19 protein-coding genes, 2 rRNA genes and 1 riboswitch are annotated in these 22,278 nt (G+C 69.6%); of the genes, 16 read left to right on the top strand and 5 right to left on the bottom strand.

What is annotated here, in order from left to right; genetic code table 11:
• The 12 genes from ACTWQI_RS29295 to ACTWQI_RS29240 form a co-directional block, all read left to right on the top strand.
• A 23S ribosomal RNA gene (locus ACTWQI_RS29295) occupies positions 1-233 on the top strand; the annotation flags it as partial.
• Between the two features lie 86 nt (positions 234-319).
• Positions 320-436: ribosomal RNA gene (gene rrf, locus ACTWQI_RS29290) — 5S ribosomal RNA — on the top strand.
• A 187-nt stretch (positions 437-623) separates the two neighbouring features.
• Positions 624-1,232: a CDP-alcohol phosphatidyltransferase family protein gene (locus ACTWQI_RS29285; RefSeq protein WP_443275044.1), complete on the top strand. Its 609-nt coding sequence runs from the start codon at positions 624-626 to the stop codon at positions 1,230-1,232.
• Positions 1,233-1,367: 135 nt separating this feature from the next.
• Positions 1,368-3,863, top strand: coding sequence for a sugar phosphate nucleotidyltransferase (locus ACTWQI_RS29280; RefSeq protein WP_443275042.1), 2,496 nt, complete (start codon positions 1,368-1,370; stop codon positions 3,861-3,863).
• A gap of 102 nt (positions 3,864-3,965) precedes the next feature.
• Positions 3,966-4,892, top strand: coding sequence for a DUF881 domain-containing protein (locus ACTWQI_RS29275; protein ID WP_443275040.1), 927 nt, complete (start codon positions 3,966-3,968; stop codon positions 4,890-4,892).
• A complete protein-coding gene (locus ACTWQI_RS29270; protein ID WP_443275038.1) occupies positions 4,889-5,221 on the top strand; it encodes a small basic family protein in 333 nt (110 codons plus the stop codon). The genes ACTWQI_RS29275 and ACTWQI_RS29270 overlap by 4 nt, the downstream gene beginning before the upstream one ends.
• Before the next feature lie 5 nt (positions 5,222-5,226).
• Complete coding sequence (locus ACTWQI_RS29265; RefSeq protein WP_443275036.1) at positions 5,227-6,216, top strand: DUF881 domain-containing protein; 990 nt, start codon at positions 5,227-5,229, stop codon at positions 6,214-6,216.
• A 448-nt stretch (positions 6,217-6,664) separates the two neighbouring features.
• On the top strand, positions 6,665-7,192 hold the full coding sequence (locus ACTWQI_RS29260; protein WP_443275034.1) for an FHA domain-containing protein: 528 nt from the start codon (positions 6,665-6,667) through the stop codon (positions 7,190-7,192).
• 18 nt (positions 7,193-7,210) lie between these two features.
• Entirely contained in the window at positions 7,211-7,951 is a 741-nt protein-coding gene (gene ftsR, locus ACTWQI_RS29255) for a transcriptional regulator FtsR (protein ID WP_443275033.1), read from the top strand.
• 50 nt (positions 7,952-8,001) lie between these two features.
• Positions 8,002-8,475: a bifunctional nuclease family protein gene (locus ACTWQI_RS29250; RefSeq protein WP_443275031.1), complete on the top strand. Its 474-nt coding sequence runs from the start codon at positions 8,002-8,004 to the stop codon at positions 8,473-8,475.
• Between the two features lie 174 nt (positions 8,476-8,649).
• Positions 8,650-9,264: a MerR family transcriptional regulator gene (locus tag ACTWQI_RS29245; protein WP_443275029.1), complete on the top strand. Its 615-nt coding sequence runs from the start codon at positions 8,650-8,652 to the stop codon at positions 9,262-9,264.
• A gap of 114 nt (positions 9,265-9,378) precedes the next feature.
• Positions 9,379-10,941, top strand: a complete 1,563-nt coding sequence (locus ACTWQI_RS29240; protein ID WP_443275028.1) for a DNA polymerase IV — start codon at positions 9,379-9,381, stop codon at positions 10,939-10,941.
• Here ACTWQI_RS29240 and ACTWQI_RS29235 read toward each other — a convergent pair.
• Complete coding sequence (locus ACTWQI_RS29235) at positions 10,842-11,234, bottom strand: PRC-barrel domain-containing protein (protein ID WP_443275026.1); 393 nt, start codon at positions 11,232-11,234, stop codon at positions 10,842-10,844. The genes ACTWQI_RS29240 and ACTWQI_RS29235 overlap by 100 nt on opposite strands.
• A 111-nt stretch (positions 11,235-11,345) precedes the next feature.
• Positions 11,346-11,442: riboswitch (glycine riboswitch) on the top strand.
• Positions 11,443-11,629: 187 nt separating this feature from the next.
• Between ACTWQI_RS29235 and gcvP the strand changes: the two genes are divergently transcribed.
• Complete coding sequence (gcvP, locus tag ACTWQI_RS29230; RefSeq protein WP_443275024.1) at positions 11,630-14,515, top strand: aminomethyl-transferring glycine dehydrogenase; 2,886 nt, start codon at positions 11,630-11,632, stop codon at positions 14,513-14,515.
• A gap of 85 nt (positions 14,516-14,600) precedes the next feature.
• Here gcvP and ACTWQI_RS29225 read toward each other — a convergent pair whose 3' ends face one another.
• A complete protein-coding gene (locus tag ACTWQI_RS29225) occupies positions 14,601-14,807 on the bottom strand; it encodes a DUF5999 family protein (protein WP_443275045.1) in 207 nt (68 codons plus the stop codon).
• A 385-nt stretch (positions 14,808-15,192) separates the two neighbouring features.
• Positions 15,193-15,792 carry a hypothetical protein gene (locus tag ACTWQI_RS29220; protein WP_443275022.1) on the bottom strand — a complete coding sequence of 200 codons (600 nt, stop codon included), beginning with the start codon at positions 15,790-15,792 and terminating at the stop codon, positions 15,193-15,195.
• A gap of 490 nt (positions 15,793-16,282) precedes the next feature.
• On the opposite strand from ACTWQI_RS29220, the gene ACTWQI_RS29215 reads away from it, so the two are divergent.
• The gene (locus tag ACTWQI_RS29215; RefSeq protein ID WP_443275020.1) at positions 16,283-17,785 is read left to right on the top strand and encodes a glutamate--cysteine ligase; all 1,503 of its coding nucleotides are present in this window, start codon (positions 16,283-16,285) and stop codon (positions 17,783-17,785) included.
• A gap of 44 nt (positions 17,786-17,829) precedes the next feature.
• Here ACTWQI_RS29215 and ACTWQI_RS29210 read toward each other — a convergent pair whose 3' ends face one another.
• On the bottom strand, positions 17,830-19,611 hold the full coding sequence (locus ACTWQI_RS29210; RefSeq protein ID WP_443275019.1) for a substrate-binding domain-containing protein: 1,782 nt from the start codon (positions 19,609-19,611) through the stop codon (positions 17,830-17,832).
• Positions 19,612-19,702: 91 nt separating this feature from the next.
• Between ACTWQI_RS29210 and ACTWQI_RS29205 the strand changes: the two genes are divergently transcribed.
• Entirely contained in the window at positions 19,703-20,506 is an 804-nt protein-coding gene (locus tag ACTWQI_RS29205; RefSeq protein WP_443275018.1) for a CPBP family intramembrane glutamic endopeptidase, read from the top strand.
• Positions 20,507-20,621: 115 nt separating this feature from the next.
• Here the strand turns inward: ACTWQI_RS29205 and ACTWQI_RS29200 are convergent, their stop codons facing one another.
• A complete protein-coding gene (locus ACTWQI_RS29200) occupies positions 20,622-21,449 on the bottom strand; it encodes a PhzF family phenazine biosynthesis protein (protein ID WP_443275017.1) in 828 nt (275 codons plus the stop codon).
• A gap of 164 nt (positions 21,450-21,613) precedes the next feature.
• Here ACTWQI_RS29200 and ACTWQI_RS29195 point away from each other — a divergent pair, with 164 nt between their 5' ends.
• Entirely contained in the window at positions 21,614-22,216 is a 603-nt protein-coding gene (locus tag ACTWQI_RS29195; RefSeq protein WP_443275015.1) for a PadR family transcriptional regulator, read from the top strand.
• The last annotated feature ends 62 nt before the right edge of the window (positions 22,217-22,278 follow it).

The following is a 22,278-nucleotide window of genomic DNA, read 5'->3' as shown; positions in this document are numbered from 1 at the left end:
GGACGGACGGACCTCTGGTGTGCCAGTTGTTCTGCCAAGAGCATGGCTGGTTGGCTACGTTCGGGAGGGATAACCGCTGAAAGCATCTAAGCGGGAAGCCTGCTTCGAGATGAGGACTCCCACCCCCGTTGAGGGGTTAAGGCTCCCAGTAGACGACTGGGTTGATAGGCCAGATATGGAAGCCCTGTGAGGGGTGGAGTTGACTGGTACTAATAGGCCGAGGGCTTGTCCTCAGATGCTCGCGTCCACTGTGTTGGTTCTGAAGTAACGACCCGCACACCTCTGTCCCAGGGGTGGCCGGTCGGTATCTTCATAGTGTTTCGGTGGTTATTGCGTGAGGGAAACGCCCGGTTACATTCCGAACCCGGAAGCTAAGCCTTTCAGCGCCGATGGTACTGCAGGGGGGACTCTGTGGGAGAGTAGGACACCGCCGGACAATCTTTGATCCGCAACCCCCGGGCCCCGCCCGGGGGTTGCGGCACTCCTGGCCTTCTGCGTGCTCCCGTGGCCTCTGTGTGCTTGGGCGTTCTCGGCCTCTCGTCGCCCCTCGGCGCTGGTGGCGCCGTGCCTGCGGGTAGGGTCGGGGAGCACCATTGGCACGTTCTTCCACAGGAGGCTCCCGGGTGGAGGTCCAGGCGACGCGCGTCCACACCGACCGCGTCCTCACCATCCCGAACATCCTCAGCATGGCGAGGCTGGTCGGCGTACCGCTCTTCCTGTGGTTGATCCTCCGGCCCGAGTTCGGGGGACCCAAGAGCGATGGTTGGGCCCTGCTCGTGCTGGCTCTCAGCGGGATCAGCGACTACCTGGACGGCAAACTGGCCCGTCGCTGGAATCAGATCAGCACCCTTGGCCGACTGCTCGATCCGGCCGCCGACCGGCTCTATATTCTCTCGACTCTGATCGGCCTTACCTGGCGGGAAATCCTGCCTTGGTGGTTGACCGCGGTACTTCTCGCCCGGGAGCTCGTCCTCCTCGTCGTGATCGGGGTCCTCCGTCGCCACGGTTACCCGCCGCCGCAGGTGAACTTCCTCGGGAAGGCGGCGACCTTCAACCTCATGTACGCCTTCCCGTTGCTTCTGTTGAGTGACGGAAGTGGCTGGGTTCCATCACTCGCTGCTATTTTCGGATGGGCGTTCGCCGGATGGGGTACAACGCTCTACTGGTGGGCAGGAATCCTCTACGTGGTTCAGGTCGCCCGACTCGTAAGGGCGGACACCGCGGCCGACTGAGCACTCCGAATCGCCGGCTCGCCACCCATTCCGGTGGCCCGGACACATACCGGGTGTTCGAGCGCGTGAGCTGTGGGCCATCCGGATCGGCACAGTTGGCATGACCGTCGTCTCTTCAAGGAGGACGCTTCCGACATGAAGGCCGTCGTGATGGCCGGTGGCGAAGGCACTCGCCTTCGTCCTATGACCTCGAGCATGCCCAAGCCGCTCCTGCCGGTGGCCAACCGGCCGATCATGGAGCATGTGCTGCGGCTGCTCAAGCGGCACGGTCTCACGGAGACCGTGGTGACCGTGCAGTTCCTCGCCTCGCTCGTGAAGAACTACTTCGGTGATGGCGAAGAACTGGGCATGGATCTCACCTATGCCAACGAGGAGAAGCCACTCGGCACCGCCGGTAGTGTCAAGAACGCAGAGGAAGCGCTGAAGGACGACGCCTTCCTCGTCATCTCCGGCGATGCCCTCACCGATTTCGATCTCACCGAGTTGATCAATTTTCACAAGGAGAAGGGCGCGCTGGTCACGGTCTGCCTGACCCGCGTGCCCAACCCGCTGGAATTCGGCATCACCATCGTCGACGAGAATGGCAAGGTCGAGCGATTCCTGGAGAAGCCCACCTGGGGTCAGGTGTTCTCCGACACCGTGAACACCGGAATCTATGTCATGGAGCCGGAGGTCTTCGGCTACGTCGAGGCCGATGTGCCGGTCGACTGGTCCGGCGATGTCTTCCCTCAGCTGATGAAGGAAGGCAAGCCCATCTATGGCTACATCGCCGAGGGCTATTGGGAGGACGTGGGCACGCATGAGAGCTATGTGAAGGCTCAGGCCGACATTCTCGAAGGCAAAGTCGACGTCGAGATCGACGGCTTTGAAATCTCTCCCGGAGTGTGGGTGGCGGAAGGCGCAGAGGTGCACCCCGATGCCGTACTGCGTGGCCCGTTGTATATCGGCGACTACGCGAAGGTGGAAGCGGGCGTCGAGATTCGCGAACACACCGTCGTCGGATCCAATGTGGTCGTCAAGAGCGGCGCCTTTCTTCACAAGGCGGTCGTCCACGACAACGTCTACATCGGGCAGCAGTGCAATCTGCGCGGCTGCGTCATCGGTAAGAACACCGATATCATGCGGGCCGCTCGTATCGAGGACGGTGCCGTCATCGGCGACGAGTGCCTGGTCGGTGAAGAGTCGATCGTTCAGGGCAACGTTCGCGTCTATCCCTTCAAGACCGTCGAGGCGGGTGCGTTCGTCAACACCTCGGTGATCTGGGAGTCCCGTGGGCAGGCCCAACTGTTCGGCACCCGTGGGGTCACCGGCATCCTCAACGTGGAGATCACCCCCGAGCTCGCGGTCCGCCTGGCCGGCGCGTACGCGACCACCTTGAAGAAGGGCTCGACCGTCACCACGGCCCGTGACCACTCACGAGGCGCACGCGCACTGAAGAGGGCGGTCATCTCTGCGCTCCAGACGAGCGCGATCGACGTCAGGGACCTGGAGAACGTCCCCTTGCCGGTGGCCCGCCAGCAGACTGCTCGCGGTAGTGCGGGCGGCATCATGATCCGTACGTCACCCGGGGTTCCGGACTCCGTCGACATCATGTTCTTCGACGAGCGCGGCGCCGATCTGTCGCAGGCCGGCCAGCGCAAGCTCGACCGGGTCTACGCCCGTCAGGAGTACCGGCGAGCCTTCCCTGGTGAAATCGGCGACCTCCGTTTCCCGGCCAGCGTCTTCGACTCCTACACCGGCTCGCTGCTGCGCGCCGTGGACACGACGGGTGTCGCGGACGCCGGTCTCAAGATCGTCGTCGACGCCTCCCACGGAAGCGCCGGCCTCGTACTCCCGAGCCTCCTCGGCAGACTCGGTGTCGACGCCCTCACCATCAACCCTGGCCTCGACGAGTCCCGGCCGACGGAGACGGTGGACGCCCGCCGCTCCGGGCTCGTACGTCTCGGCGAGATCGTCGCTTCCGCCCGCGCCGCCTTCGGTGTGCGGTTCGACCCCGTGGGCGAGCGGATCTCCCTCGTGGACGAGCGCGGCCGGATCGTCGAGGACGACCGGGCCCTGCTGGTCATGCTCGACCTGGTCGCCGCCGAGCGGAGGAGCGGTCGCGTGGCGCTGCCGGTGACCACCACGCGCATCGCGGAGCAGGTCGCGGCCTACCACGGCACGCAGGTCGAATGGACGACCACCTCGCCCGACGACCTCACGAGGGTGGGCCGGGACGAAACGACGATCTTCGGCGGTGACGGACGCGGCGGCTTCATCATTCCCGAGTTCAGCAGCGTCTTCGACGGCACGGCCGCGTTCGTACGGCTCATCGGCCTGGTTGCTCGTACCCAGCTCACGTTGAGCCAGATCGACGCCCGTATCCCGAGGGCCCACGTTCAGCGCCGCGACCTCGCCACTCCCTGGGCGGTGAAGGGCCTGGTGATGCGCACCGTCGTGGAGGCTGCCGGTGACCGTTCCGTCGACACCACCGACGGCGTACGGGTCGTGGAGACCGACGGCCGCTGGGTGATGGTGCTGCCCGACCCCTCCGAGGCGGTCACCCATCTCTGGGCTGAAGGGCCCGACGAAGCATCCGCCCAGGAGCTGCTCGACGAGTGGGCCGCGGTGGTCGACAGCGCAGGTCGCTGACTGGTTCACCGCGGCAGGCCGGTTGTGTGGCACCGCACGCGCGGTGCCCCACGGCGGCGCGCCGGTGGGGCCATTCGGCGGTAGCGATGACGACGTGCAACGATGTGCGGCATGTCGCAGCAGCACCCCGTTCGGAGCACCGCTTCGCAGCCCGCGCGCCCCGACGCCTCGATGTCGCTGCTGACCAATGTGATGGATCACAGCCTCGACGACGGCTACGCGGAGGCCGCCGCCCGGCGCAGGGCCGCGGGCGCGTCCGGGCTCCCGAAGACGCTGCGCGCCAGGCTCGGACTTGCCGCGGGACTCGTGCTCGCCGCCGCCGTGGTGACCATCGGGGCCGTCGAGGCACGGATATCGGCCCCTGCCCTCGCAAAGGAGCGGCAGAAGCTCATCGAGCGCATCGAGGCGGACACGACCGCCGCCGACAGACTCCACGAGCGGGTGGACGCGCTGCGCGCTGACGTCGAGCGGCGGCAGCGCGAAGCCCTGGAGAAGCACGGAGGGGGAGCGGAGCCGCTCGTCGGCCTGCTGGCCGGGGCCACCGAGGTGCACGGCCCGGGGGTGAAACTTGTCGTCAACGACGCCGAGGGGGCGGTTGACGACGGTGGCGGGCCCCGGGAGAGCAGCGGATTCTCCGACACGGGCCGGGTGCGCGACCGGGACCTTCAGCGGGTCATCGACGGCCTGTGGGAGTCGGGTGCGGAGGCCGTCGCGATCAACGGACAGCGACTGACGGCCCTCTCGGCGATCAGAGCCGCCGGGGACGCCATACTGGTCGACAACAAGCCGCTGGTGCCGCCGTACACGGTCCTTGCGGTGGGGAACGGGCAGCGGCTGGCCGACGACTACCGGAGCAGTGCCGACGGCCAGTACCTGCAGGTGCTGAAGGACGAATACGGCGTCCGGATGAGCATCTCCGCACAGGGCGAGGTCCGGCTGCCCCCCGCTCCGAGCTTGATCGTACGAACCGCGAAGCCGGCTGCCGGAGGAGCGGAGAAGAATGCCGACACAGGGAAGGGCACATCGTGATCGCCGTATTGGGCCTCGTCGTGGGAGTCGTGGTGGGACTGCTGGTCCGACCCGAGGTGCCGGCGGTGGTCGAGCCCTATCTGCCGATCGCCGTCGTGGCGGCGCTCGACGCGGTCTTCGGTGGCCTCCGTGCCATGCTGGACGGCATCTTCGACGACAAGGTCTTCGTCGTGTCGTTCCTGTCCAATGTGGTCGTCGCCGCGCTGATCGTGTTCCTGGGTGACAAGCTCGGCGTGGGCGCGCAGCTGTCCACCGGGGTTGTCGTCGTCTTTGGCATCCGCATCTTCTCCAACGCCGCCGCGATCCGTCGGCACGTGTTCCGGGCGTGAGGCCGATGAGCAGCGACGAGAATCCCAAGACCCCGGAGACCCCCGACACCCCGGGGACCTCGGAGTCCAGCGAGCCGCAGGAGCCTCGTGAGGCCGCCGAGTCGCGCGAGACGCCGAAGACGGAGGACCGGCCGGGCCCGGCGCCCGCCCAGAAGGGCCAGGAGGAGGCCGGGCCGGAGACCCCCGAGGGCGGTCAGAGCTCGGAGACGCCCCCGGCCCAGGAGCCGCCGGAGCGTCCCGAGCAGCCCACTGAGGACGACGAGGGGGCCGAAGAGCCCGCGAGCGGCAGGCAGCGCTTGGCCGCCGTGCTGTGGCCGCCCCGGGTCAGCCGTGCTCAGCTGATCGTCGCCCTCCTGCTGCTCGTGCTCGGGCTCGCATTGGCTATCCAGGTGCGCTCCACCACCGAGCACAGTGCGCTGCGGGGCGCCCGCCAGGAGGACCTCGTACGCATCCTGGACGAGCTCGACGACCGCAGCCAGCGCCTGGAGGAGGAGAAGCGTCGCCTGGAGAATCAGCGCACCGAACTGGAGAACAGCTCGGACCAGGCGGAAGAGGCGCGCAAGCAGACCGTGCAGAAGGAGCAGCAGCTCGGCGTGCTCGCGGGCACCGTCGCCGCGGAGGGTCCGGGGATCAATGTCACGGTGAGCGACCCCACGGGCGCCGTCGAGGCGGACATGCTGCTCGACGCGATCCAGGAGCTGCGCGCGGCAGGCGCCGAGGCGATCCAGATCAATGACGTCCGGGTCGTTGCAGATACGTTCTTCTCGGAATCCGGCGGCGGTGTGCTGGTCGACGGACGGAGGGTCCGGCAGCCCTACCGTTTCAAGGTCATCGGCAAGCCGCAGGACCTTGAGCCGGCGCTGAACATCCCGGGCGGAGTGGTGCAGACGCTGGAGAAGGAGCAGGCCACGGTGTCCGTCGAGCGTACCGAGAAGATCATCGTCGACGCCTTGCGGCCGAAGGAGCGGCCTGACTACGCTCGGTCGTCATCTTAGTGATCCGGTCGGGTACGGGGCAGAGCGTCGGAGACACGAGGTTGCGGGGGGTCGCCGCACCGCAGGGGAGGTGCGTGGTGGAAACTGTCTGAGGGTCACGGACGTTGAGTGAATGTCCGGTGTCGGCCGGGTGTGTGCAGCGAGGTGCGTCCTGCCCCACGGGCGGGTCTGTTTCGGTCAAGGGGAATCGCCCGTGAAGTGGTTTGCAAAGTTGTTCGGTAAGAGCGCTGGTGAAGGCGGGGGAAGCGGCGCGGCCCGCCATCGTGCCGGGCGCCCTGCGGAGGAGAGCGCTCCGCAGGAGGAGCGCCCGCTCTTCCGTGACCAGGTCGGCGGGCGCGGCGGCGACATTCCGGGTGGCCGGGGCGCGTCTTCTGTTGACCCTGCGGTGCCCGGACGCATAGGTTTCGAAGAACCATCAACCTCAAGTACGGGTGGAGGGTTTACCGCCTTGCCTGTTTGTACGAGGTGCGGACACCGGAATGCCGAGGCCAGCCGGTTCTGCTCCAACTGCGGAGCCCCGCTGCGCGCCGGAGCGTCCTCCGAGCGCGCCTCGGAGACGACATCGACCATTTCGATCTCGGGTATCGAGGCGTACGACACGGAGACCACCGGCCAGGTAGGGCCTCCCCTGTCCTCGGAGGCCCAGGCTGCCGTCGACGCGCTGCCGTTCGGCTCGGCTCTGCTCGTCGTCCACCGCGGCCCGAACTCGGGCAGCCGCTTCCTCCTGGACGGTGATCTGACCACGGCCGGCCGCCATCCGCAGAGCGACATCTTCCTCGACGACGTGACCGTCTCGCGACGCCATGTGGAGTTCCGGCGCGGGCCGGACGGCGTCTTCACCGTCGCCGATGTCGGAAGTCTGAACGGCACCTATGTCAATCGGGAGCGGATCGACTCCGTCGCGCTGTCCAACGGTGACGAGGTGCAGATCGGGAAGTACCGGCTGGTCTTCTACGCCAGTCAGCGGAGCATCTGACCCGCCCGGGGAAGGGCTATGCGTCGCACAGCGTCGGGCGGTGCCGGTTCCGGCACCGCCACCGCGGACAACAGGCTGATGAGCATCGGCGCCGTGCTCCGTCGGCTGCGCGAGGAGTTTCCCGAGATCACCATCTCCAAGATCCGTTTCCTGGAGGCGGAGGGCCTGGTCGAACCCCGTCGCACGCCGTCCGGCTACCGCAAATTCAGCGCTGAGGACGTTGAGCGGCTCGAATACGTCCTGCGCATGCAGCGGGATCACTACCTCCCGCTCAAGGTCATCCGTGAGCACCTCGATGCGCTGGCCCGCGGAGAGAAGGTGCGGCTGCCCGGTCCGGGATGGCCCCGCGAGCCGCTGGAGGGGGTGCTGGAGCAGCGCGCCGAAGCCACGGCAACGCGCATCGGCCGCTCCGAGCTGCTCTCGGTCGCCGGAGTCGGGGAGACCGAGCTCGCGGAGTGGGAGTCGTACGGGCTGATCACCCCGGCTGACGACGGCGAGTACGACATCGAGGCGGTCTCCGTCGCCAAGCTCGTCGCCGACCTGGGTCGCTTCGGTCTGGAGCCCAGGCACCTGCGGGTCATGAAGGCCGCGGCCGACCGCGAGGCCGACCTGGTCGAGCAGGTCGTGGCGCCGCTGAGGCGACACCGCAACCCTCAGACCCGGAATCACGCCGAAGCGACCGCCCGCGAGCTCGCAAGCCTTTCCGTGCGCCTTCATGCAGCTCTGGTGCAGTCCGCGCTGCGGGCCCGCCCGCACTGACGGCCGGGCCCGACTACCCAAACCGACCTGGCACGTCCTAGGGTTGCTGTGTGAACGAGCTCGATGTCGTGGGTGTCCGGGTGGAGATGCCTTCCAATCAGCCGATCGTGCTCCTGCGTGAAGTGGGAGGCGACCGCTACCTCCCCATCTGGATCGGGCCCGGGGAGGCGACCGCCATCGCGTTCGCCCAGCAAGGCATGGCCCCCGCACGACCGCTGACCCACGACCTCTTCAAGGATGTGCTCGAAGCGGTCGGCCAGACGCTGACCGAGGTCCGCATCACGGATCTACGGGAGGGCGTCTTCTATGCGGAACTGGTGTTCGCCAGCGGTGTCGAGGTCAGCGCGCGGCCGTCCGATGCCATAGCGCTCGCGCTGCGCACCGGGACACCCATCTACGGCAGTGACGGTGTCCTGGACGACGCGGGCATCGCGATCCCGGACGAGCAGGAGGACGAGGTGGAGAAGTTCCGCGAGTTCCTCGACCAGATCTCGCCCGAGGACTTCGGCACCAGCAACCAGTGACCGGTGCCCATGGGCAGGGTGAACGGCCGGACCATCCGGTGAGCCCTTCCCCGAAGCGGGTACGGGAAACCACCCCTAAGGTGATTATCACTCGGCGTGGCGAGTGTGGCGATCGTTGACGCACCCGGGGTGACTGCCTACCGTCGAGAAGGCAGGTCAAGGACGGAGGTCGGCGTGAGAAGCACCGGCAACGGTAGAGCGACGGGCAGTCCCCTTCCGCTGCACGGGGGTGCTGCCGACCCCACCCCCCGGCACCCCGCCGCGGCACCGGCCGGGACGCCCCAGGACGCAACCGACCACCGGATCGGCTACCGCGGCCCCACGGCCTGCGCAGCCGCCGGGATCACCTATCGCCAGCTGGACTACTGGGCCCGCACCGGCCTCGTCGAGCCCAGCGTGCGACCCGCGTACGGCTCGGGCACCCAGCGGCTCTACAGCTTCCGGGACGTCGTCGTCCTGAAGATCGTGAAGCGCTTTCTGGACACCGGGGTCTCCCTACAGAACATCCGCACCGCCGTCCAGCATCTGCGTACCCGGGAGCGTGCCGACCTGGCGCAGATGACCCTGATGAGCGACGGGGCGACGGTCTACGAGTGCTCATCCCCGGACGAGGTCGTCAGCCTCCTCCAAGGCGGTCAGGGCATCTTCGGCATCGCTGTCGGCGTGGTCTGGCGGGATGTGGAGAGCGCGCTGGCACAGCTCCACGGAGAGCGCGTGGACACCGGCGAGACCCTGATCGGGCACCACCCAGCCGACGAGCTCGCCCGGCGCCGCCACCGCGCCGGCTGAGCCTGCCTCCGCGCGCCCGTTCCGCACCCGTACACCGCCGCGCTGCCCGCGCAGCCGCCCGCCCCCGCGCTGCGCGCAGCGACGATGTCGGTGCCGTGCGGCACCATCGGTGCTGTGAGAGGCGCGCCGACCATCCTGCATCTGGACATGGATGCGTTCTTCGCGGCCGTGGAGCAGGCGGCGAAGCCCAGCCTGCGCGGCAAGCCGGTGGTGGTCGGCGGGATCGGGCCGCGCGGCGTGGTCGCCACGGCGTCGTACGAGGCGCGGGTCTTCGGGGTGCACTCCGCGATGGCCACTGCCCAGGCACGCCGGCTGTGCCCCAACGCCGCCTACCTCGCCCCGCGCTTCTCGCTGTACCGGCGGATCAGCGACGCCGTCATGGAACTGCTGCACCGGCTCTCCCCGCTGGTCGAACCGCTCAGCCTGGACGAGGCGTTCGTCGACCTCGAGGCCGGTGGTGTGGCGGCTTCCGCGTCCGCCGCGCGGGCGGTGGGGGAGCAGCTCCGCAGGGACATCCGGGCCGCCACGGGACTCACCGGATCCGTCGGCCTGGCGGGCTCCAAGATGCTGGCCAAGATCGCTTCGGAGCAGGCGAAGCCGGATGGCCTGGTGCTCATCGAACCGGGCACCGAGCGTCGGCTGCTGGCGCCGATGACGGTCCGTACGCTGCCCGGGGTGGGGCCCGCTACGGCCGAGCATCTGCGCCGGGCCGGAGTCCACACGGTCGGGGAGATGGCGGAGGCGGGGGAGGACGAGCTGGTGCGACTGCTGGGGCGGGCCCACGGCAGCGCGCTGCACGCGATGTCCCGCGGAGTGGACGACCGGCCCGTCGTCGCCGAGCGCGATGCCAAGTCCGTCTCCGTCGAGGACACCTTCGACGTGGACCTGCACGACCGGACCCGGGTCCAGGCCGAGGTCGGACGCCTCGCCGACCGCTGTGTGCAACGGCTGCGCTCGACGGGCCGATCCGGCCGTACGGTCGTGCTGAAGGTGCGGCGGTTCGACTTCTCGACGCTGACCCGCTCCGAGACCCTGCGCGGGCCGACCGACGACCCCGCGGTCATCCGGGAAGCCGCCGGACGGCTCATCGCGGGGGTGGACACCACCGGCGGCGTGCGGCTGCTGGGCGTCGGTGTGAGCGGACTCGCCGACTTCACCCAGGAGGACCTCTTCGCGCAGGCCGCCACCGCCCAGGTGGAATCGGCCGTCGAGACGGCAGGGATCGACGCCGTGGCCCCGAGCGGGGCCCCCGGTGGCCAGGGACCACCGCAGGCGGACGGGAAGCAGGGACCGGAGGAAGCCGCGAGCGGACAGGATCGCCGCTGGATCCCGGGCCATGACGTACGGCACTCCGAGTTCGGTGTGGGATGGGTGCAGGGCAGCGGTGTCGGGAAGGTGACCGTGCGCTTCGAGCAGCCCTGGTCGGCGCCCGGCCGGGTGCGGACGTTCGCCGTGGACGACCCCGCGCTGCAGCCGTCCGAGCCCGTCCCCCTGTGGCCGGTCGCCGACGAGTCCGCCGACCCGCCGACGGACGACGCCGCGGACTCGTCCGTCCCGGATCAGGCAGCCGAGGAGGATCAGTCCTCGTCGCCGGCGATCCGGCCGAAGTCCCGGTCCTCGCCCTCCGTGCCGGACCCCGGGGCTCCGGGCTCCGGTGCCGCGGCGTCCAGTCCGTAGTGGTGATACAGCTGCAGCTCCTGCTCCGGGGAGAGATGCCGTCCCACTCCGAAGTCCGGGGCGGTCTTGATCAGGGAGCGGGGATACGGGACACGCAGCGCGTCCTCGACGACCTCGCTGGGCTCCAGGGGCACGAAGGCGTCGCGCCCGAACAGGCCGGTGCGCACGGCCGCCCACTCCGGACGTCCGGTCGCGTCGTCCAGATACACCTCGTCCACGGTCCCGATCTTCGCCCCATCGAGGTCGAACGCCTTGCGCCCTATCAGGCTCCGCGGATCGATGTCGGTCTGCACGGGTCCTCCTCGTGGTCGCTACCTCTATGACATCAACGAAAGAGCAGATCCCGCACGCCGTCCACTCGGCGCTCTTCGCGGCAGGCCCGCTGGTAGGCTGGCTACGGCTGCAGACCCCGCGCGGGAGAGTCCTCCGTCCTTCAGGCGGAGGCGCCGAAGGAGCAAACCCTCCCCGGAATCTCTCAGGCACACGTACCGCGCGGACGAGGTCACTCTGGAAAGCAGGGCGGGCGTCGGACGGGCACGTGCCGGAACCCCTCCTCACCGACGGTGAAAACCGGACCGCCCCGGCGGGCCGGTGAAGCTCTCAGGTCGCGATGACAGAGGGGGAGGCCGTTCGGGTACCCATGCCGTGGTGCCCCTCGCAGGTCGCGTCGACCAGGAGGCCTCTGCAGATGACCGCCAACCGCATCCCACTGTCCCGGCTGGAGCGCGGCACACCCTTCGCGCAGCGCCACATCGGCCCCGACGCCGGCGCCCAGGCGAAGATGCTCGCCCAGGTCGGATACGGCTCGCTCGACGAACTCACCGCGGCCGCCGTCCCGGACGTGATCAAGAGCTCCGGAGCGCTGGACCTGCCGGAGGCTCGCGGCGAGGCCGACGTCCTCGCCGAGCTGCGCGAGCTCGGCCGGCGCAATCAGGTGCTCACCCCGATGATCGGCCTGGGCTACTACGGCACCCTCACCCCGCCGGTGATCCTGCGCAACGTGCTGGAGAACCCCGCCTGGTACACCGCGTACACGCCGTACCAGCCGGAGATCTCACAGGGCCGCCTCGAGGCGCTGCTGAACTTCCAGACCGTCGTCGCCGACCTCACCGGGCTGCCGACGGCGGGCGCCTCACTGCTGGACGAGGGCACCGCCGCCGCCGAGGCGATGGCCCTCTCCCGCCGCGTCGGCAAGGTCAAGGACGGGGTCTTCCTCGTCGACGCCGACTGCCTGCCGCAGACCATCGCCGTCATCGAGACCCGCGCCGAGCCGACCGGTGTCGAGGTGGTCGTCGCCGATCTCTCCGGGGGCATCCCCGCAGAGGTCGCCGAGCGCGGCGTCTTCGGCATTCTGCTGCAGTACCCCGGCGCCTCCGGCCAGGCCCGTGACCTGCGGCCGGTGATCGGGCAGGCACACGAGCTGGGGGCGATCGTCACGGTCGCCGCCGACCTGCTCGCCCTGACGCTGCTCACCTCGCCGGGTGACCTCGGCGCGGACATCGCGGTCGGCAGCAGCCAGCGCTTCGGCGTGCCGATCGGTTTCGGCGGCCCGCACGCCGGCTACATGTCCGTACGCTCGACGTTCGCCCGCAGCCTGCCCGGGCGGCTTGTCGGCGTCTCCGTGGACGCCGACGGAAACCCGGCCTACCGCCTTGCCTTGCAGACCCGCGAGCAGCACATCCGCCGTGAGAAGGCCACCAGCAACATCTGCACCGCACAGGTGCTGCTCGCCGTCATGGCCGGCATGTACGCCGTCTACCACGGCCCCGAGGGGCTGGCGGACATCGCCCGGCGAACCCACCGGTACGCCACGCTGCTCGCCGAGGGCCTGCGGGCGGGCGGGGTGGAGATCGTGCACGACGCTTACTTCGACACTGTGACGGCGCGCGTCACCGGCCGGGCCTCCGAGGTCGTGGCCGCCGCCCGCGAGGCCGGGGTGAATCTGCGCCTGGTCGATGCCGACCTGATCGGCATCGCCTGCGACGAGACGACCGGCCGCGACCAACTGGCCGCCGTGTGGGGAGCCTTCGGCGTCGAGGCGGATGTGGCGGAGCTGGATGACCGGGCCCAGGAGGCGCTGCCCGAAGGACTGCTGCGCACCGACGAGTACCTCACGCATCCGGTCTTCCACCAGCACCGATCCGAGACCGCGATGCTGCGCTACCTGCGCAGGCTCGCCGACCGGGACTACGCGCTCGACCGCGGCATGATCCCACTGGGCTCCTGCACCATGAAGCTCAACGCGACCACCGAGATGGAGCCCATCACCTGGCCCGAGTTCGGCGCCCTGCACCCGTTTGCGCCCGCGGAGCAGGCCGAGGGCTATCTGACCCTCATTCAGGAGCTGGAGGAGCGTCTCGCGGAGGTGACGGGGTACGACAAGGTCTCCATCCAGCCGAACGCCGGCTCTCAGGGCGAGCTGGCGGGCCTGCTGGCGGTGCGGGCGTACCACCGTGCGAACGGCGACGAGCAGCGCACGATCTGTCTCATCCCCTCTTCCGCGCACGGAACCAACGCCACCAGCGCCGTCATGGCGGGCATGAAGGTCGTCGTCGTGAAGACCGGTGACGACGGCGACGTCGACGTCGAGGACCTGCGCGCCAAGATCGACCAGCATCGCGACCAACTGGCCGTACTGATGGTCACCTACCCCTCCACACATGGGGTGTTCGAGGAGCACATCACCGACATCTGCGCCGCCGTGCACGACGCGGGCGGTCAGGTCTACGTCGACGGCGCCAACCTCAACGCGCTCCTGGGGCTGGCCAAGCCCGGCCACTTCGGCGGCGACGTCTCGCACCTCAATCTGCACAAGACCTTCTGCATCCCGCACGGCGGCGGCGGCCCGGGCGTCGGGCCGGTCGGGGTCCGCGCGCACCTCGCGCCGTATCTGCCCAACCATCCGCTCCAGCCCGCCGCGGGCCCCGAGACGGGAGTAGGCCCGATCTCGGCCGCTCCGTGGGGTTCCGCGGGCATTCTGCCGATCTCCTGGGCCTACGTCCGGCTGATGGGCGCGGAGGGCCTGCGCCAGGCCACTCAGGTCGCTGTTCTCGGCGCCAACTACATCGCCAAGCGCCTGGAACCGCACTATCCGGTGCTCTACACCGGCCCGAGCGGGCTGGTGGCACACGAGTGCATCGTGGACCTGCGCCCGCTCACCAAGGCGACCGGGGTGAGCGTCGACGATGTCGCCAAGCGGCTGATCGACTACGGCTTCCACGCGCCGACGATGTCCTTCCCCGTCGCCGGCACGCTGATGATCGAGCCGACGGAGAGCGAGGACCTCGCCGAGCTGGACCGGTTCTGCGAGGCGATGATCGCGATCCGGGCCGAGATCGATCGCGTCAGCTCGGGGGAGTGGCCCGCGGACGACAACCCGCTGCGGAACGCCCCGCACACGGCCGCCGCTCTCGGCGACGCCTGGGAGCGGCCGTACAGCCGTGAGACGGCGGTCTTCCCCGCCGGGGTGTCGGTGGCCGACAAGTACTGGCCTCCGGTGCGGCGGATCGACGGCGCCTACGGCGACCGCAACCTGGTCTGCTCCTGCCCGCCGCTGGAGGAGTACGACGCCTGAGATCCTTCGGGCGGTACGTGTCGGGGCCGGTTCGGCGATTCAGCCGAGCCGGCCCCTCTGTTCCCCGTGCTGCCTGCTGATGGAGTCAGGCGGCGGTCATCACCTGCTCCGCGCCGAGCGGTCGGTGCGGGTGGATGATCTGGCCGTCCGGCAGCAGCTCACCCGTGTCCTCGAAGAGCAGAACGCCGTTGCACAGCAGGCTCCAGCCCTGCTCCGGGTGGTGCGCCACAAGGCGGGCGGCCTCCCGGTCGGCAGAGTCGGCGGTCGGGCACGATGGCTGGTGCTGGCACATGGTGGGGATCTTTCGCTGCGATGTGGTGAGTGTCCTGCGGCTCGATGCGGTATTCATGCCGCCCCCCCGTATGAAATGTCGGTTGGTCCCAGTGTTGCCGTACGGACGCGATTCCGCAGGGATTTCGCGGCAGCAGTCCTCAATGGGAAATGACGTGTCACCCGCCCGGACGGTTCACGTCCCCCTGAGGGTCCTTTTGGATGGTTGGAAGTGGTCGGGGCGGGCTAGTCCGGTCGGGTGGGAGCTCCGTTCCCCCTTGGCGGCGAGCCGGGTTGGGCAGGTTCCATGGCAGCAAAGAGCCCCGCGACCCCTGGGGTCGCGGGGCGTCGCTCGCAGGCCGGGCCCCTCCGTCGTGGGCCGGGCCCCTGAGCCGGGGCCGCCCGGTTCAGGCGGGGGACGGCGAACCCATGCCCATCAGCGGAGGTGCCGAGAGCCGCAGGGTGAGCACGGGCAGGAGATCGGCGACCCGGTGCGCCTGGTGGGCCGCGATGCCCGGGGGAGCGGGGGCCAGCGGAACCAGCAGGTCGTTCCGGGCCGGTTTGCCCTTGGCGGGATCCGCCGTCGCGTCCTCGCGCAGCCACAGAGTGAGCATGTAGAGCTCGGGTACGGACAGCAACTGCGGCTGATACAGGTCCGGCAGTGCCTCGGCCTGCCGCAGGGCGAGCTCGGTGGAGGCGACGTACGGTCCCTCGAAGAAGTGCGAGAACGCCCAGCCGTCGGGTGTCAGCATGGTCTCGGCCGCCGCCACCGCGCGATCACCGCTGCGGACAAGGAAGCGCCACCCGGTGAGACGGGTTCGTGGCGCTCGTCCCGGTGCCGTGACACGGTCGAGAACCTGGACGGGCAGCGGCAGTTCAGCGCTCAGCGGACCTGGTGCGGACCGCAGGGCCGGGGTGCGCGGGTCGCGGATCGCAGTAGGGGAGCCGAGGGCCGCGAGAGCGCTGCGCAGTGCTGGCTGCGGTGCCGGGGGAACAAGCAGCGGCATGGTGGGTCGCCTCTCACTGGGGAGACACGTGGGTACGGGGCAGACACGGACGGCGGTGTCTGTGCGCGTGGCCGGAGGGGGGCCGGAGATCCAACGGCCGGCGGTGCACACTCTCTGCCTCGTTCGCAAAAGTTTATACGAGGTATGTTCAGGGGGTGTTTCGACTAGCTGTCACGGGGATTACGGGCAAGGGCATTATCGGCCCTTACTGCGAGTGGGTTACACCTATTCTGTCCACCGGGCTGTGGCCTCTGCCTCGGGTTACGCCCCGCAAGCGGTAGGCCGATTCCCGTCGTTGCTTTTTCCCGGTGCAATGCCGGGAGCCCGGGACGCTGCGCTATGCCGAGGGAATGTGCCGTGCCCGCTCTCCTCACGAGCTTAGCGGGCGTGCGGTGTCCGTCGGGAGTTATCGATCACATTGCCTGGGCATCATCGACCGTGACGCCGGGGTCCGGTGCCGCCGGTGGCCCACTCGAGGAGGGACGCTTCGATGGGGGAGAAGGTCGTGGCGGGTGGGTTCGACCTGTCCGATCGGCAGCGCTACCGGCGCAAACTGCAGCAGTGCCTCGAGGGCTTGGGGCGGCTGCTGGAGGAGCGCCGGTTCGATCGCCCGAAGAATCTGATGGGGCTGGAGATCGAACTGAATCTCGCGGGTGCGGACGGGATGCCGCGCATGATGAATGCGGAGGTTCTGGAGCGCATCTCCAGTGGGGATTTCCAGACGGAACTGGGGCAGTTCAATCTTGAAGTGAATATTGTGCCGCACCGGCTGTCCGGCCGGGTCCTGGACCAGCTCGCGGAGGAGCTCCGTACGGGTCTCGGCTATGCCGACCGCAAGGCGGGCGAGGTGTCGGCGGAGATCGTGATGATCGGAATCCTGCCCACGCTCTCCCAGAAAGACCTGGTGTCCGCCAACCTCTCCGAGGTCGACCGCTACATGCTGCTCAACGACCAGATAATGGCCGCGCGCGGCGAGGAGATCACCCTGGACATCGAAGGGGTGGAGCGGCTGCGGTACACCAGCGGGTCGATCGCGCCGGAGGCCGCCTGCACCTCGGTCCAGTTGCATCTGCAGGTGACACCCAGGCGTTTCGCGGCCGTGTGGAACGCCGCGCAGGCGGTGTCCGCCCTGCAGATCGCCGTAGGCGCCAATTCCCCCTTCCTCTTCGGGCGGGAGCTCTGGCGCGAGTCCCGCCCGCCGCTCTTTCTGCAGGCCACGGACACTCGTCCGCCGGAGATCAAGGCCCAGGGCGTGCGTCCGCGCACCTGGTTCGGCGAGCGCTGGATCGATTCTGCGTACGACCTCTTCGAGGAGAACCTGAACTACTTCCCGGCCCTGCTGCCGATCTGCGGTGAGCAGGACCCGCTGCGCGTGCTCGACGACGGAGGGATCCCCAGCCTTCAGGAGCTCGTCCTGCACAACGGCACGGTCTACCGCTGGAACCGGCCCGTCTACGAGGTGTCCGAGGGGGTGCCGCATCTGCGCGTGGAGAACCGGGTGCTGCCTGCCGGCCCGACCGTCACCGACGTCATCGCCAACGCCGCCTTCTACTACGGTCTCGTACGGGCCCTCGCGGAGGAGCCGCGTCCCGTCTGGTCCCGGCTGTCGTTCGCCGAGGCCGCGGCCAACTTCGACACCGCCTGTCGCCACGGCATCGACGCCACCCTCCGCTGGCCGCGCCCCGGCCGCTCGGCAGTGGTGGCCGAGCTGCCCGCCGTACAGCTCGTCCGGGACGAGTTGCTGCCGCTGGCCGCCGCCGGTCTGGACGCGTGGGGAGTCGAACCCGCCGACCGCGACCTCTACCTGGGTGTCATCGAGGAGCGCTGCCGACGGCGGGTGAACGGCGCCTCCTGGCAGACCGCGACCTTCCACCGGGCCCTGGACGGCGGACTCGAGCGGCATGCCGCTCTGGCCGCGACCACCCGCCGCTACTGCGAACTCATGCGCAGCGGGGAGCCGGTGCACACCTGGCCCGTGGGCTGCCCGGACTGAGAACCGGACGGAGGACCCGGAACGCCGTGCCCCGGGCCCGCGGCTCAGCGCCGGGAGGCGGATGCGAGCGCCTCGAGGACTACCGTGTGGATCTGAGCCGGATCGTCCACCTGATACGCCGAGCCGCCGGTCGCCGCGGCGATCTGCTCGCACTCCTCGCGGTCGGCGTCGGGCCCCATCGCGATGGCGAACAGCAGCACCGGCCGCTTCGGGTCGGCCAGCTCCTCCAGCTTGTCGAGGAGAGCGGCGCGGGAGATCCCGCCGGGGTCCTGGTTGACCCCGTCCGTCAGGACCACCACGACGTTGAACCGCTCGGGCTCGTACGACGCGCTGGCCTCCCGGTAGGCGGCGAGCACGGTGTCGTACAGGCCGGTGGCGCCGCCCGGGATGGGAGCGAGACCGGTGACCGCCGCGGCCAGGCGGTCCCGCTGCGACGTCCCGTCGGCCGAGTGCCCACCCAGCCGCCGGGGCGGCACCAGGACGCGGTGGTCGCGGTCGCCGTCGAGTCGCCGGGCGAACTTCCACAACCCGATCTCGTCATGGGCGGTGAAACCGGCGAGGGCCTGGAGCAGCGAGGCCTTGGTGACGTCCATCCGGGTCTGGCCCTTGCGGCCGGGTATCGCCTCGGACATCGAGAACGAGGCGTCCACCACGGTGGTGATCCGCGAGCCCTGGACGGCGACCGTCCAGGTGCCCAGTACCGCCTCCAGCGCGTCCGCGGACGGTGGGTCCACGGGTTCGGCGGCGTACGGCTGAGCTTTCGAGGCGCCCGCCGCACGGACCGCTGTCGCCCGGAGACCCATTCCTTCGGTACGGAAGCCGTGGTCGTGCAGCACCGCCCGGCTGTCTTCGGTGCCGAGCATGGTCGCGAAGCGCGTGGCGGCGCGGGTCTGTTGCGCCGTCAGCACGTTGTCGTCGACGAGGACGTACGGAAAGTCGAGCAGCGCGGGGCCGTCTTTGGGGTGGAAGAGCCGGATGTCGGGGAGCTGGTGGTCGGCCGTGTTGCGGGCGTGGGCCGCCTGCTCGGACACGATCAGAGCCTGGCTGCGGTGCGGGTTGCCCAGCTCGGCGCCGGAGTCGTCGCGCGGAAGCGTGGCGAAGACTCCCTCGTCGTCGTCCGCCGCGGTCTCGGCGAGCAGCTGTGCCGCCGCGGCGACCCGCGTGTGGGCGCCTGCCGCCTTCTCGTCCTTCGCGCCCGTCGATCTGTTCAGACGCTCGAGGGCGAGCAGCCCGGTGGCACTGCGGGCGGGATCCGCGGCGCTCAGTCGGAAGTCCCCCGCTCCGGCGGCCGAGACGACCTCGGCCCAGGTGTACGTCTTCGTCGGCCAGCCCAGCTTCTCCGCTGCCGACGGGGCTGCGGCCAGGACGAGCGGGGAGGAGGCGACATTGCCGCCGTCGCCGAGCACCGCTCCCGCGCCGGAGGCCCGCGAGCGCTCGACCCAGAGGCTGGAGTCCGGCACCCAGACCTCGTATGCCGGATCGGCGTCGGCCTGGCCCAGCTCGTCCGCTACGACGTGCGGGGCCCGGGCGGTGACCCGCACGTCCAGGCAGCGGCCGTCCGTGCGGAAGCCGTCGTCGCGGGCCCGGTCGGCCACCGTGCGCAGGGCCGGAGCGATGGCGGGGGAGGCCACCACCCGCAGACGCATCGTCTGGCCGTCGCAGGACTTGCCGAACGGGAGAAGGTCGCTGGGCGACGCGACGACCGTGCCCGTGGCCACGGCCAGAACGAGCGCGGTCACGGTGATCAATAGGCCACGGCGGCGTGGACGCGGCGCGGCCCCCGTGCCGGACACGATGGAGCCGTGGGGCAAGCTGTGACGTCCCATGGGTCTCACCCGTCTTTCGCCTGCGATTTTTCGATGACCTTAGCGGCGCGGGGAAGAGTTGTGAGGCGGGATTGCGGAACTGGAGGAAGTCGTGGCGGCAGAGGCGGACCGGGTGGCTGATTTCAACTCCGGGGAGGGGCTGTCTCCTCGCACACTTCGCATCGAGACGCTGCTCGTCCTGGGTCTCTCGATCGGCGCGAGTGCGGTGTCCGCACTGATCAGCTTTGTCGGCTCGGCGACCGAGCCGGGAGGGCTCAAGGACCAGGCGGCCGAGCTGAACGCCTCGGCCGCACCGGGGCGACCATGGCTGGATCTCGCCTGGCAGGTGTTCGGAATCGGAACGGCGCTGATCCCGGTCGTACTCGTGGCACACCTGCTGCTGCGGGAGGGTGCCGAGGGTCTGCGATCCATCGGTCTGGACCGCCGCAGGCCCGGGTTCGACCTGGGCGCGGGGGCCGCTGTCGCGGCGGCGATCGGCGGTACGGGCTTGCTGTTCTACCTCGGCGTCCGGGCCGCCGGCTTCAACCTCACGGTGGTGCCGGAGTCGCTGCCGGACGTGTGGTGGAAGATCCCGGTGCTGATCGCCTCGGCCATTCAGAACTCGCTGCTTGAGGAGGTGGTCGTGGTCGGCTACCTGCTGCGCAGGCTCGGACAGCTGGGCTGGACGCCGCCGGCCGCGCTGGCGGCGAGTGCGGGGCTGCGCGGTGTGTACCACCTCTACCAGGGCATCGGCGGGCTGGTGGGGAACATGGTGATGGGCGTGGTCTTCGTGCTGCTGTACCGCCGGTGGGGGCGGGTGGCGCCGCTGGTCGCGGCCCATGCACTGATCGACATCGTGGCGTTCGTCGGGTACGCGCTGCTGGCGGGGAAGGTGGGCTGGTTGCCAACAGGCTGAGCCCGCGGCCCGAGCCCGGCCCGCACCGTGAGTGCGGCGGCACCGACGCCCGTACGACCTGGGCACGGACGGTAGGAGCCCGTGCCCAGGGTCAGCCGGTGGTCCGTGCCCGGGGTCAGCCGGTGGTGAGCAGCTCGCCCTCGATGACGGTGACGGCCGTGCCGGTGAGCAGCGTACGGTCGCCGCGCAGAGCGGTGCGCACCAGACCGGTACGGGCCGAGACCTGAAGTCCGGTCAGCTCGTCGCGCCCGAGGCGCGACGCCCAGAAGGGGGCGAGCGCGGTGTGTGCACTGCCGGTCACCGGGTCCTCGGCGATGCCCACGGCCGGAGCGAAGAAGCGCGAAACGAAGTCGTAGTCGCTCGGGGTCCCGCCGGGATCGTCAGCCTTGGCGGTGGCGATCACACCGCGATGGCCGAGCGCGGCCACGGCGGTGAAGTCGGGGGCGAGGGACCGGACGGTCTTCTCGTCGCTCAGCTCGACCAGCAGGTCGCCGAGGGAGCCGGTGCCGTAGGCGGACACGACGTCCACGCCGAGCGCGGCGGCAGTGCCCTGCGGCACATCGAGCGCGGTCAGCGGCGAGGTCGGGAAGTCCAGGGTGATGGCGCCGTCGGCGTCGGCGGTCGCGGTCAGGACCCCGCTGCGGGTGGTGAAGCGGATCGTGCCGGCGGCGGCGCCGGTGCTGTGCATGACGTGGGCGGTGGCCAGGGTGGCGTGGCCGCAGAGATCGACCTCCGTGACCGGGGTGTGCCAGCGCAGCGCCCAGTCGGCCTCGCCGCCCTCGGGCAGCGGGTGGGCGAAAGCGGTCTCGGGGAGATTGACCTCCGCTGCGACGCGCTGCAGCCAGGTGTCGTCGGGGAAACCGTCGGACTCCAGGAGGAGCACGCCGGCCGGGTTTCCGGCGAAGGGACGGTCGGTGAAGGCGTCGACGATCCGGATGCGCATGCATCCGGAGCATAGGGCCGGTGGCCGGGTGCGGAGACGGCCAATTCCGTCTCCGTGGACCGATGTCCCCAGGGAGCGTCCGATGGCCGGACCTAGTCGTACGAGCGATCCCGATATATCGTTGAGGCATCGCGACAGATCAATGATGGAGAGGAACCGACGGCATGCACTCCCACGGATACGAACACAAGCACCGGCATGGACACTGCGGCCCCGGCCATCGGGGTCAGGGCGACTTCGAAGCCCGGCGCGCCGCCTTCGGACCCTTCGGTCCGCCGTTCGGCGGGCCGCCCTGGGGCGGTCGCGGACGCGGTGCGCCGCGTGGCAGGGCGCGGCGCGGCGATGTCCGTGCGTCGATCCTGGCGCTGCTCAAGGACCGTCCCATGCACGGCTACGAAATGATCCAGGAGATCGCCGAGCGAAGCGGCGGCGCGTGGAAGCCGAGCCCCGGCTCGGTCTATCCGACGCTGCAACTGCTCGAGGACGAAGGGCTGATCAGCAGTACGAGCGACGGCGGCAAGAAGCTGTTCGAGCTCACCGAGACCGGCCGCACCGAGGCGGACGCCGGGCCGGACGCTCCCTGGGAGGAGGCCGGACGCGGCGTCGACTGGGAGGCCATGAACGAGATTCGGAAGGCCGGCGGCGGTCTCGTCGAGGCGTTCCGGCAGGTCTGGGCGACCGGGACGCCCGATCAGCGCGAGAAGGCCCTCGCGGTGGTCAACAAGGCCCGCAAGGAGCTGTATCTCATTCTCGCCGAAGAGGACTGAGAAGAGGAGCGAGGCAAGGCAGGGAAGGGCGGCGGACCCCACCGACTCCCCTGGGGATGCCA

Origin of the sequence: Streptomyces sp. KR80, assembly GCF_052245555.1 — a bacterium.
Classification (GTDB): domain Bacteria; phylum Actinomycetota; class Actinomycetes; order Streptomycetales; family Streptomycetaceae; genus Streptomyces.
Note: the sequence above shows the minus strand (reverse complement) of the source record. Positions and strands in the feature narration are given on the sequence as shown.